Genomic DNA, 12,389 nt, shown 5'->3' with positions numbered 1-12,389 from the left:
AGAGGTTGGTGGCATGAGTCTGGTACCAATGGTTGTGGAATCAACAAGTCGGGGAGAACGGTCATACGATATCTATTCCAGATTGCTGAAGGACCGTATTATCTTCCTAAGCAGTGCGATTGACGATGATGTCGCCAATCTGGTCATTGCCCAATTGCTGTTCCTGGCAGCAGATGACCCCGAAAAAGACATTCACCTGTACCTCAACTCGCCCGGTGGTTCTGTGACAGCCGGCATGGGTATATATGATACGATGCAATACATCAAACCGGATGTCTCGACGATCTGCGTGGGCATGGCGGCAAGCATGGGATCGCTGTTGCTTACGGCAGGGGCTCCAGGCAAAAGATACGCGCTGACTAACAGCGAAGTGATGATTCATCAACCGCTCGGCGGCGTTCAGGGGCAGGCATCCGATATCTGGATTCATACCGACTGGATTCTCAAGACAAGACAGAAATTGAATCAAATATATGTGGATCGCACAGGTCAACCCCTTGAAAAAATCGAACGGGATACAGACCGCGATAACTTTATGAGCGCGGAAGAAGCGAAGGAATACGGGCTTATTGACCAGGTGCTCTCTTCACCGATCAAATCTTAAAGGGGTGGTTAGATGTTTAAATTTAATGATGAAAAAGGGCAATTGAAATGTTCTTTTTGCGGCAAATCTCAAGAGCAGGTTCGCAAGCTTGTAGCTGGACCGGGCGTTTATATATGTGACGAATGCATCGAGCTGTGCACGGAAATCGTGGAAGAAGAGCTCGGTCATGAAGAAGAGCTGGATCTGAAGGATATTCCGAAACCGAAGGAAATCCGTGATATTCTTGATCAATATGTCATTGGCCAGGAGCAAGCAAAGAAATCTCTCTCCGTTGCCGTGTATAATCACTACAAGCGTGTCAACAGCCAGAGCAAGATCGAAGATGTTGAACTGACGAAGAGCAATATTTTGCTTCTCGGTCCAACTGGCTCCGGTAAGACACTTTTGGCGCAGACTATGGCTAAGATTATTAATGTTCCTTTTGCTATCGCAGATGCCACTTCCCTTACGGAAGCGGGGTATGTCGGTGAGGATGTTGAGAATATCCTGCTCAAGCTGATCCAGGCTGCCGATTACGATGTGGAAAAAGCAGAACGAGGCATTATCTATATTGATGAAATTGATAAAGTAGCACGTAAATCCGAGAATCCGTCCATTACCCGTGACGTTTCCGGTGAAGGTGTGCAGCAGGCTTTGCTGAAGATTCTTGAAGGTACTGTAGCTTCTGTTCCACCGCAAGGCGGACGCAAGCATCCGCATCAGGAATTCATCCAGATCGATACCACGAATATTCTGTTCATCGTGGGTGGTGCTTTTGATGGTCTGGAACAAATGATCAAACGCCGTATCGGCAAAAAAGTCATTGGTTTCAACGCTGCGGTTGAAGGTCAAAAAGATCTGAAGACGGGCGAATATCTGTCTATGGTATTGCCGGAAGATCTTCTTAAGTTCGGTCTGATTCCTGAGTTTGTCGGCCGTTTGCCGGTTATTTCGACTTTGGAGCCACTTGATGAGAACACACTGGTTCGTATTCTGTCCGAACCGAAGAATGCGCTCACTAAGCAGTATATCAAGCTCCTGGAGATGGACAATGTAGCGCTCAAGTTTGAGCCGCTCGCTCTGGAGGCTATCGCTAAGGAAGCCATCAAACGTAACACGGGAGCCCGAGGACTGCGCGCCATTATTGAGAGCATTATGCTTGATGTAATGTACGAGGTTCCTTCACGTGATGACATCAAAGACTGTGTAATTACCGAGCAGGTTGTACAGGAGAAGTCACTGCCTGAGCTTAGCCTGAAGAAAGACAAGAAAAAAGAGGAAAGCGCCTAAGCGCCTTCCTTATCTATACAAGTGATTTACAATACAAGTCATTGTCTCCACCTTACAACCGCCTGTATGGCGCGGGGAGGGTGGAGCTTTGATCGTTATGGGGGAGAAAACCATGTTCTTGAGACACCAGACCCGTCCCGTCAATGTCGGCGGGGTAATTATTGGGGGAAACAACGAGGTTGCTATTCAAAGCATGTGTACAACCAAAACAGCTGATGTGGAAGCAACTGTAGCCGAGATCCTGCGGCTGGAGGAAGCGGGCTGTCAGCTTGTGCGCGTGACGGTCAACAATGAAGAAGCTGCGGCTGCAATCAAGGAGATTAAGCAACGGATTCACATCCCGCTAGTAGCGGATATTCATTTCAACTATAAGCTGGCCCTGCTTGCGATTGAGAACGGTATAGACAAGGTTCGCATCAATCCGGGGAATATTGGCCGGCGCGACAAAGTCGAAGCTGTAGTCAAAGCCTGTAAGGACAAAGGCATTCCGATCCGTATCGGTGTCAATGCCGGTTCTCTGGAGAGCCATCTCCTGGAGAAATACGGGTATCCGACTCCTGATGCAATGGTGGAGAGCGCCCTGTATCATATCGGAATTCTGGAAGAACTCGATTTCCATGATATCATCGTATCTCTCAAAGCTTCCGATGTGCCGATGGCGATCGAAGCTTACCGCAAAGCAGCGGAAGTCATCCCGTACCCGCTGCATCTTGGAATTACCGAGTCGGGCACATTGTTTGCCGGTACCGTGAAGAGTTCAGCGGGTATCGGTGCGCTACTCTCTATGGGTATTGGCAGTACTGTGCGGATCTCGCTCAGTGCCGATCCGGTCGAAGAGGTGAAGGTAGCCCGTGAACTGCTCAAGACCTTCGGTCTGATCTCCAATGCTCCAACGCTGATTTCCTGCCCAACTTGCGGACGGCTGGACATAGACCTCTTTTCCATCGCTAATGAAGTGGAAGAGTATATCTCCAAGCTCAAGGTGCCGATCAAGGTGTCTGTGCTAGGCTGTGCGGTTAACGGTCCGGGTGAAGCTCGTGAAGCGGACATCGGGATTGCGGGTGCGCGCGGAGAAGGTCTGCTATTCCGCTATGGACAGATGATTCGCAAGGTTCCTGAAGCGGATCTGGTATCGGAGCTCAAGAAGGAAATTGACGCCATTGTCGTTCATTTTGAAGAAACCGGTGAAATTCCGGGCCGCAAGCATGCAGGACTGGCTCCAACCGTGCAAGTGGGCAACTCAGAACAGTGATCGATTCGGAACTTATTATTCATTCCATCCATTTGTGAATTGCATACAAATCTGGTGACGAAGAACGTCCCCTCATGCCCCGGATCATCCGGTGGTGGGAGGGGACGTTCTTATTTACACATAGCTCATATCTTTAAAAAGATGAATGTCCCCTGCAGTAAACAAGCCATATCCTTTAAGTTCTTGTTCATCAGAACCTCCTGTAGGACCAGTGCAGTTTCGTTATTCTTTCATAAATCCCTTTATGGGCGTTTACGAATGACCGAAAAGGCTATACTACCTAGTAGTAGCCAAATACAGGACAGGTAGACTGTAGCGAACAGGAGGATGACCTATGGAATTAAGTATATTGCTGATGATTGTGCAGCTCTTTTTCGCGCTGGTCATCGGCGTTTATTTTTGGAATCTGCTGCGGGGACAGAAGACCAATAAAACGGCGGTGGACCGCGAATCGCGCAAAGAGCTCGACAAGCTGCGGAAAATGCGGATGATCTCCCTCACCAAGCCTCTATCGGAGAAGACGCGCCCGGCCAGCATTGGAGATATTGTCGGACAAAAAGACGGACTGCGCGCACTGAAGGCAGCCTTGTGTAGTGCCAACCCGCAGCATGTCATTATTTATGGGCCGCCAGGCGTTGGCAAAACTGCGGCTGCACGTGTGGTAATGGAGGAAGCCAAGAAAAATGGGCTGTCCCCCTTCAAAAGTGATGCTAAATTTACGGAGATTGATGCCACTACCGCCCGTTTTGATGAACGTGGGATTGCCGATCCGCTTATTGGCTCGGTGCACGACCCGATTTATCAAGGAGCCGGGGCCATGGGAGTAGCCGGTGTGCCGCAGCCCAAGCCGGGGGCAGTTACCAAGGCGCATGGCGGGATTCTGTTCCTGGATGAGATCGGCGAGCTGCATCCGATTCAGATGAACAAACTGCTTAAGGTTCTGGAAGACCGCAAGGTGTTGCTGGAGAGTGCATATTACAATTCCGAGGACAATAATACTCCTGCGTATATTCATGATATTTTTCAAAATGGCCTGCCGGCTGATTTCCGGCTGGTCGGTGCCACCACGCGCTCACCGGATGAAATTTCACCAGCGCTGCGTTCCCGCTGCATGGAGATCTATTTCCGGCCGCTGCTGCCGGAGGAGATTGCCGTCATCGGACGTGATGCGATCCAGAAGATCGGGCTGAAGCCAAGTCCCGAAGCCATTGAGGTGGTGCAGCAATATGCCACTAATGGACGTGAGGCGGTGAACATGATCCAACTGGCCGCAGGACTTGCGTTAACGGAAGGGCGGGATACCCTGAGTGCAACAGAAGTGGAATGGGTGGCCAGTAGCAGTCAGCTGCCTATGCGAACCGAAAGAAAGATTCCATCCTCGCCTCAGATTGGGCTGGTCAATGGACTTGCGGTATACGGGCCGGGTATGGGGACATTGCTGGAGATCGAAGTATCGGCAGAACCGGCTAAGAACGGACAAGGCAGAATTAACGTGACCGGAGTAGTAGACGAAGAAGAGACCCGTGGTGGTTCGCGAACCATCCGGCGTAAAAGCATGGCTAAGGGCTCCGTGGATAATGTGCTTACGGTTCTCCGGACGATGAATCTGGAGCCAGACCGTTATGATATTCATGTTAACTTCCCAGGGGGAACACCGATTGACGGTCCTTCCGCCGGGGTGGCGATGGCTGTGGCTATAGTTTCTGCGATCCGGCACCTGCCGGTGGATAATACAGTAGCCATCACCGGAGAGATTGGCATTCATGGGCGGGTGAAACCTGTAGGCGGAGTAATTGCTAAGGTTGAAGCAGCCTTTCAGGCGGGAGCGACCACAGTATTGATTCCCAAAGAGAACTGGCAGTCACTATTTGCTGACCTTGCACCACTGCGGGTAATTCCAATGGAGACGGTTGAAGAGGTTTTTCGTCATTTGTTCGGGGCTGAAACGGCGGACGTGCGTCTGCCGGCCGTATCCGGGGAGACCTTCTCTGCGTCACCGTCGCTGTTAAAAGCAGATGCCAGTGGTGACAGTGCGAAGGGTTGATCCTCTGTGCGAGGGGAAACCGCAGTTTTTTCCTTTTCAGCGTGACCCTGAGGATATACCAGCAGGCCTTTTTCACACAAAACGATGTGTGTCAGAGGCCTGTTTTTAGCTTGAGGACAGAGCGGACATATTCAGGGTAGAAGTAGCAAATAATAAATCAGGTCTGGCTGCGCGGAGTAGTTGGGCTGTAAGCTGTAGCGGTGTGCATCCTGTTGGTGTTTTGATGCCGCTTTTGTTAGAATGAAACATATGACACTACTTGAGAACCATGGGAGGTGCGAAAGCGATGATACAAAGCAAATCCAAAGGTCGTCGTTTTCCTTTATTGCCGCTTAGAGGTCTTCTTGTATATCCCAGCATGGTTCTTCACTTGGATGTGGGACGCGAGAAGTCAGTTCGGGCGCTGGAAAAAGCTATGGTTGAAGATAACCTGATTCTCCTCTGCTCGCAGTCGGAAGTGAATATAGAGGAGCCGGGACAAGAAGATATTTTTCGGGTGGGTACAGTCGCTAATGTGCGGCAAATGCTGAAGCTTCCTAACGGAACGATCCGTGTGCTTGTGGAGGGTGTGGAGCGCGCCGAGATTATTCATTATACGGATAATGAGGAGTATTACGAGGTCATGGCCCGCGTGCTTCCGGAGGAAGAGGATGTGGATCAGCAAAGTGATGCCTTGATGCGCACCGTGCTGAACCAGTTCGAGCATTACATCACCCTCTCCAAAAAAGTCACACCGGAAACCCTGGCTGCTGTCTCCGATATCGAAGAACCTGGCCGGCTTGCGGATGTCATTACGAGCCACTTGGCGCTGAAGATAAAGGATAAGCAGGAGATACTCGAGACGATCGATGTCAGCAAACGCCTGGAGAAGCTGCTCGATATCCTCAACAATGAGCGTGAAGTACTGGAGCTGGAGCGTAAGATTAACCAGCGGGTGAAGAAGCAGATGGAGAAGACCCAGAAGGAATATTATCTCCGCGAGCAGATGAAGGCGATCCAGAAGGAACTTGGAGATAAAGAAGGCCGGGCAGGTGAAGCCGAAGAATTACGCGGTCAGATGGAAGAGAAGCAGTTGCCCGAACGCGTGCAGGAAAAGATTGAGAAGGAGATCGACCGGCTCGAGAAAATGCCCGCAAGCTCGGCCGAAGGCGGAGTGATCCGCAATTATGTCGATATGCTGCTGAGTCTGCCGTGGAGCGAGTCAACGGAAGATGACCTGGACATCCTGAAGGCGGAACAGGTGCTGGATGCAGACCATTACGGTCTAGAGAAGCCGAAAGAGCGTGTGCTGGAGTATCTGGCCGTTCAGAAGCTGGTCAAGAAGCTGAAGGGTCCGATTCTCTGTCTGGTAGGTCCTCCGGGTGTCGGCAAAACCTCGCTTGCGCGTTCCATCGCCCGTTCGTTGAACCGCAAGTTCGTACGCATCTCTCTTGGCGGCGTGCGTGACGAAGCAGAGATTCGCGGCCATAGACGTACTTATGTCGGCGCTATGCCAGGCCGGATTATTCAAGGGATGAAGACTGCAGGCAGTATCAATCCTGTATTCCTGCTGGATGAGATCGATAAAATGGCGGCGGATTTCCGCGGCGATCCGTCGGCAGCACTTCTTGAAGTGCTGGATCCGGAACAGAACAACACGTTCAGCGATCATTTTGTCGAACTGCCATTTGACTTGTCGAATGTCATGTTCGTGACGACAGCCAATACCGTGCATAACATTCCGCGTCCGCTGCTGGACCGTATGGAGATGTTATACATTCCCGGGTATACGGAACTGGAGAAGCTGCAGATTGCCAGCCGCTACCTGCTGCCGAAGCAGCGTAAGAACCATGGTCTGGAGGATGCGCAGCTGTCTATTGGAGACGATACCTTGCTGAAGATTGTCCGTGAATACACCCGTGAATCCGGGGTTCGTAATCTGGAACAGCAAATTGCCGCGCTGTGCCGCAAGGCCGCGAAGCAGATTGTATCCGGTGAGAAGGAGCAGGTTAGCATTTTTCCGGCAGAGATCAAGGATTATCTGGGTGCCTCGAAGTACCGCTACGGAATGGCGGAGCTGGAGGATCAGATCGGTACGGTTACCGGACTGGCTTGGACAGAGGTTGGAGGCGATACGCTTCTGATCGAAGTCACAGTGGTTCAGGGGACCGGTAAGCTGACCCTGACCGGACAGCTGGGCGATGTGATGAAGGAGTCGGCACAAGCCGCCTTCAGCTACACACGTTCCAAGGCTGAGGAGCTGGGACTCGCGCCAGATTTTCACGAGAAGAACGATATTCACATTCATATTCCCGAAGGCGCCATTCCCAAAGATGGCCCGTCTGCAGGGATCACTATTGCTACAGCCCTCATCTCCGCACTAACGAAACGTTATGTCTCCAAGGATGTGGCGATGACAGGTGAGATTACGCTGCGCGGACGGGTTCTGCCGATTGGCGGATTGAAGGAGAAGTCGCTAGCCGCCCACCGTGCCGGTTACAAAAAAATCCTTCTGCCGAAGGACAACGAACGCGACCTGAAAGATATCCCAGAGAGCGTCCGCAGTGATGTGGAGTTCGTGCCGGTCTCCCATATGGATCAGGTACTGAAGCATGCGCTTGTTGAACACCAGAACGAAATTAGCAGTGAAGCGCCGAGTAGTGTGCATTAGAAAGGAAGTCCTATGAAAGTTAACAATGCCGAATTTATCATCAGCGCCGTAGGCCCTGATCAATACCCTGTTGACGCCTTGCCGGAGATTGCTCTGGCAGGGCGCTCCAACGTCGGGAAGTCTTCCCTTATCAACCGTATGATTAACCGTAAGAATCTGGCCCGAACCAGCTCTACACCGGGCAAAACACAGCATATGAACTATTACCGTGTGAATGAGAGTATGTATTTTGTCGATTTTCCTGGCTACGGTTATGCCAAGGTCTCCAAGACGCAACGTGCCTCATGGGGCAAAATGGTTGAGAAATATATGGCCGAGCGTGATACGCTGAAGCTTGTTCTGCTCATTGTGGATCTCCGTCATCCGCCTACCGGCAATGACAAGATGATGTTTGACTGGCTGAAGCATTATGACCTGCCGTTATGTGTAGTGGCTACCAAAGCAGATAAGATCCCTAAGACCCGCTGGCCTAAGCATATTAAGATCATGAAGCAGGAGCTTGGTGTGCTGCCGGGGGATAATTTTATTTCCTTTTCTTCAGAGATCGGACTTGGCAAGGATGAACTGTGGGAACTTATAGATCGCTATAATCAGGTCTCTGAAGAGGGGCCGTTAGCTGACCCGGAGATTGAAGATAGTGGAAATGGACCCCAATCCGAAGAACCAACCGAAGCCTAAAGATCAGCTGCGTGATGCGTAATCTATAGGATCAGCGCGTATTACTCACAGAATAGTGAGGAATACATATGTAATGTGAAGCTCTTATCCTTTTCTCCCGCTATAAGATGAAATATCGGTGTATATCCTGTTCCTCCTGATGAGAAACCCACGGCTCTTCATTGTATAATCATGCTAAAGGCTGTTACACAGAATTGAGGGATGGTCATGGCTCAGAGATTGGCTACAGAATATGTGAAGGCGACTTTGCAAATGACGGAATTTCAGATGAAACAATTTCTGCTTACTGCCGATACCTGCTTCATCAGCCACCGGGTGAAAATTCTGGGCGGCGGAGAACAGGAGATCGTCCTGGAGGAAGCGGGGGGCGAGGAGGTTCATTTATCCTTCCAGCAAAGAGGCAGCATCTATGTATGTGCCCTGTCCTGCACCATCGTGAACCCGCATCTGAACAATGCAATCCGTAAGCTGTTCGTTACGTACAAAGGGAGCGGAATAGTAAATCGAATATATCAGGGCTTCTCCATGGTCTATGTGTACGAGAACGGTTCAGTCCGCAGAATCTCTGAAGTTACCCCACTGGGCAGCAAGCTGGTCTATCAGCACAAGCACTCGCTGGTGGAGATGATGCGTCTCTACAAGTCTGATGCGATTGAGCGGGAGATTGAGAGCCTGCGTGTGACAATTGATAGTTTGCTGGATCAACGCAATCGATTATATAGGGATGAAGAGATTCGCGAGATAGATCTAAGACTTGCACATATCACCCGCAAGCTGTTTGAATGGGAAGCGTAGATTACAATTGAGTGTCAGGAACTAGCAATCATTTCCTAGTGAAATGGTTGTATTTTTTTGAGCAATCTCTAACGATATGAACATGAGGGGCCGATAAAAAACATATGATAGATATCCATAGTCACATTCTACCTTTTATGGACGACGGGGCTGCCGATTGGGAGTCTGCTCTTGCCATGGCGCAGGACGCTGAGAAGGATGGGATTTCCACTGTTATTGCCACGCCTCACCATGCCAACGGAGTGTATGTGAATCCCGCCCAGAACATTGGACAAGCTGTTGCGCAAATGAATGAGAAACTCCGGCAGGCCGGTTATCAGCTGCAGGTCCTTCCTGGTCAAGAAATCCGCCTTTATAGTGAACTGCTGAATGATCTGGAGAAAGGGGAACTCCTGACACTGGCCGGTTCGCGGTATATCTTACTGGAAATGCCTTCTTCACGCGTACCCCGCACGATGGAGGAGACTTGTCATGAGCTGATTATTCAAGGCTTCGTACCTGTCATTGCCCATCCGGAGCGCAATGCCGAGGTTGCGGCCGATCCTTCCAGACTAATCCAATTAATAGAGCTCGGTGCATTGGGGCAGTTGACTGCCCAGAGTCTGGCCGGAACCTTCGGAAGCAAGCTGCAGAAGCTGTCGCTGGACCTGTGCCGGAAGAATGCTGTACATATGATCGCTTCCGATGCACACGATAACCGGCACCGTCCTTTTGGCCTGAGCGAGGCTTACGAGGTTTTATCCAAAGAATTGGGAAAAATATCATCCGACTTTTTTCGTCAAAATTCGCAAAGAATTATCGACAATGAGGAGATTATTCGAGCAGAATCTACTCAGTCTCACACCAAACTTCATAAATTGTTCGGATTTTTTTCTCGTAAGGGGTGACCCCGCTAGAGATTAATGGTAGAATGGGCATTACTGGGTTATTGTTATTTTTTATCAGAATAGTGTAGACTTAGGGTTGCTACTCTATCTATGCTAGCAGTAGTACTAGAATTATAACTACATACAAAGAGGTGGATGAAAAGTGACTTTGAAGAAGAAACTGGCAGTATCATCATTAGCAGTAAGCATGGCAGCAGCATCTTTTGCAGGTTTCCCGTTCAGCAGCACAGGTTTGGCCCAGCATTTAGGTCTCGTAGGAACAGCAGCGGCGGCAACCAGTCATACTGATGTGAAAACGAAGATTCAGAATATCTATGCACAGTTGAGTGTAACAGAAGTAACTTATTTGAAAGCCTATTCGGATGAAGTTGCAGGATTGAGCCAATCGAAGTTTGACGAGATTTTCTCCCCGATTATTGGCAAACTTCAACTGAGCAATAAAGAAAAGGCGACCTCCCTGAAACTGTTCCAGAGTGTTTCAAGTGTTGTTTATGATGTATATGCAGATAAATTTGATGTCCTTAAGGGCATACGTTATGACGTTGACAACGTTGCTTTGTTCAACAGCATTGCAGCTAAAGCTGGTGTGAATGAACTTAGCTTTGACGACATTCTGGATTTCTTCTTCGCATCTAATGGCGTGGAAGCAGAACTTCGCGCATTACTGGGCAGCAAGTCCAGCGCAGATCTGATCAACATCATTGCTGATCCTGCTTCACAGAAGACATTGGTTAAGGATGCAGTTTATAAAGTTCTAGACCACAAGACTGGTGTTGGAGCGTTGACTGTAAGTGATGCCGTTTACAAACTGGGCATTACTGCTGACAACCTCGTACAGACTTTTGACAATGTAAATACAGAAATCAAATCTGCTAAGAAAGCAGCACAAGCTCTTGCTCTAGGCTACATCCGTGCGTATCCGCTTGTTAATGGCGGCGGAAGCGGCGGTGGAAGTATTGGTGGTGGAACAACAACTCCAACAGTGAATGGTGTCTATAACGTATCCGGACTGGTAAGCGTTGTTGGCGACAAAGCAACCCTGAAACTGGTTGATGCTGATGTTCTGAAGGCATTCGACGCATTGCTTGCTGCGAACCCTGGTAAGACTGGCCTGACACTGACGTTGGATCTGGGAACGGTAAATGCTAAGGTTGTAGAAGTTCCACTGTCCAAAGCTATCATTGAAGCGGCTAAGGCAAAAGGCATCGCTAACATTGCAGTAACCTTTAATGGCTTGACTGTTACGATTCCGGTATCCCAGTTCAGCGATGCAGTGACATTGACCGTTACGAATGAAGCTGACACTACAGTAACTTCATTGACAAGCTTGAAATTGGCTTCGAAGGTGTACACTTTCGATCTGACTGTTGGTGGCGTGAAGACAACAACGTTCAAACAGCCTTTGACTATTAAGCTTCCTTTGGCGAATGCTGCTTCCCTCGACAAAGAATTGCTGTCCGTAACCAAGATCGTTTACAAAGAACTGCAATTCCAGGGTGGTGTAGTTAACGGTGATTTCATCGTTGAACCACGGGATACTTTCTCCTCTTATGCTGTACTGGAGAACAAAGTGAACTTCAATGATATTGCAAGCGTACAAGCATGGGCTGGAAGACAAATTCAAGTTGTAGCTGCTAAAGGTGCAATTGAAGGTGTTGGCGCCAGCAAGTTCGCTCCGAAGAGCAATGTTACCCGCGCTGAATTCTCGAAGATGCTGATTCGTGCTCTGAACCTGGAGAACAGCACAGCAACTGAAAGCTTCAACGATGTAGCTTCCACAGCTTGGTACGCTCCTTATGTAGCGGTTGCTGCTGAGAAAGGTATCGTAACTGGCCGCAGTGCTTCCCAGTTCGATCCGAATGCTACAATTACCCGTGCTGAAATGGCAACTATGATTGCCCGTGCGGTTAAATCGGTTAACTCTGCAGCTACTGCAGGAGATGCTTCGTCGCTGACTAAATTCTCGGATGCCGCGAAGATCGCAGCTTCCCTGAAAGACGGAGTAGCCTTTGCAGCCAGCCACAACCTGGTAATCGGCAATGCTGGTAAGTTCAACCCGAACAACACAGCTACCCGTGCAGAAGCAGCTGTAATCATCTACCGTACAATCAACTTCAAGTAAGAATCAACAATAAGCAAGCGGAGAGCCTCCTCTCGTCTAGGTGAGAGGGGGCACTTTTTTAGCTTATATACACTGAACTTGCGAATAA

Annotated in this window: 9 protein-coding genes; all 9 read left to right on the top strand. The window is 49.6% G+C overall.

Annotation, left to right across the window (positions count from 1 at the left end; translation table 11 throughout):
* Positions 1 to 13: 13 nt before the first annotated feature.
* The gene (clpP, locus tag A3849_RS11590) at positions 14 to 604 is read left to right on the top strand and encodes an ATP-dependent Clp endopeptidase proteolytic subunit ClpP (protein WP_025708435.1); all 591 of its coding nucleotides are present in this window, start codon (positions 14 to 16) and stop codon (positions 602 to 604) included.
* A gap of 12 nt (positions 605 to 616) precedes the next feature.
* A complete protein-coding gene (gene clpX / locus A3849_RS11585; RefSeq protein ID WP_020430248.1) occupies positions 617 to 1,873 on the top strand; it encodes an ATP-dependent protease ATP-binding subunit ClpX in 1,257 nt (418 codons plus the stop codon).
* Between the two features lie 112 nt (positions 1,874 to 1,985).
* Positions 1,986 to 3,125 (top strand): flavodoxin-dependent (E)-4-hydroxy-3-methylbut-2-enyl-diphosphate synthase, encoded by a 1,140-nt coding sequence (gene ispG / locus A3849_RS11580; RefSeq protein WP_074111627.1) that lies wholly within the window; start codon positions 1,986 to 1,988, stop codon positions 3,123 to 3,125.
* 334 nt (positions 3,126 to 3,459) lie between these two features.
* On the top strand, positions 3,460 to 5,169 hold the full coding sequence (gene lonB / locus A3849_RS11575; RefSeq protein ID WP_074111556.1) for an ATP-dependent protease LonB: 1,710 nt from the start codon (positions 3,460 to 3,462) through the stop codon (positions 5,167 to 5,169).
* Between the two features lie 286 nt (positions 5,170 to 5,455).
* The gene (gene lon, locus A3849_RS11570; RefSeq protein ID WP_074111555.1) at positions 5,456 to 7,819 is read left to right on the top strand and encodes an endopeptidase La; all 2,364 of its coding nucleotides are present in this window, start codon (positions 5,456 to 5,458) and stop codon (positions 7,817 to 7,819) included.
* A gap of 12 nt (positions 7,820 to 7,831) precedes the next feature.
* Positions 7,832 to 8,497: a ribosome biogenesis GTP-binding protein YihA/YsxC gene (gene yihA, locus A3849_RS11565; RefSeq protein ID WP_074111554.1), complete on the top strand. Its 666-nt coding sequence runs from the start codon at positions 7,832 to 7,834 to the stop codon at positions 8,495 to 8,497.
* A 207-nt stretch (positions 8,498 to 8,704) separates the two neighbouring features.
* Positions 8,705 to 9,292 carry a non-ribosomal peptide synthetase module gene (locus A3849_RS11560; RefSeq protein ID WP_074111553.1) on the top strand — a complete coding sequence of 196 codons (588 nt, stop codon included), beginning with the start codon at positions 8,705 to 8,707 and terminating at the stop codon, positions 9,290 to 9,292.
* Positions 9,293 to 9,396: 104 nt separating this feature from the next.
* Positions 9,397 to 10,179 carry a tyrosine-protein phosphatase gene (locus A3849_RS11555; protein WP_074111552.1) on the top strand — a complete coding sequence of 261 codons (783 nt, stop codon included), beginning with the start codon at positions 9,397 to 9,399 and terminating at the stop codon, positions 10,177 to 10,179.
* Positions 10,180 to 10,321: 142 nt separating this feature from the next.
* Complete coding sequence (locus tag A3849_RS11550) at positions 10,322 to 12,301, top strand: S-layer homology domain-containing protein (protein WP_074111551.1); 1,980 nt, start codon at positions 10,322 to 10,324, stop codon at positions 12,299 to 12,301.
* Positions 12,302 to 12,389: the final 88 nt, after the last annotated feature.

Source organism: Paenibacillus sp. P46E (assembly GCF_001909095.1).
Classification (GTDB): domain Bacteria; phylum Bacillota; class Bacilli; order Paenibacillales; family Paenibacillaceae; genus Paenibacillus_AQ; species Paenibacillus_AQ helianthi.
Note: the sequence above shows the minus strand (reverse complement) of the source record. Positions and strands in the feature narration are given on the sequence as shown.

Bases quoted from the DNA above. Each gene is read 5' to 3' on its own strand.
- clpP (WP_025708435.1), top strand. From the start codon at position 14: ATGAGTCTGGTACCAATGGTTGTGGAATCAACAAGTCGGGGAGAACGG.
- clpX (WP_020430248.1), top strand. From the start codon at position 617: ATGTTTAAATTTAATGATGAAAAAGGGCAATTGAAATGTTCTTTTTGC.
- ispG (WP_074111627.1), top strand. From the start codon at position 1,986: ATGTTCTTGAGACACCAGACCCGTCCCGTCAATGTCGGCGGGGTAATT.
- lonB (WP_074111556.1), top strand. From the start codon at position 3,460: ATGGAATTAAGTATATTGCTGATGATTGTGCAGCTCTTTTTCGCGCTG.
- lon (WP_074111555.1), top strand. From the start codon at position 5,456: ATGATACAAAGCAAATCCAAAGGTCGTCGTTTTCCTTTATTGCCGCTT.
- yihA (WP_074111554.1), top strand. From the start codon at position 7,832: ATGAAAGTTAACAATGCCGAATTTATCATCAGCGCCGTAGGCCCTGAT.
- A3849_RS11560 (WP_074111553.1), top strand. From the start codon at position 8,705: ATGGCTCAGAGATTGGCTACAGAATATGTGAAGGCGACTTTGCAAATG.
- A3849_RS11555 (WP_074111552.1), top strand. From the start codon at position 9,397: ATGATAGATATCCATAGTCACATTCTACCTTTTATGGACGACGGGGCT.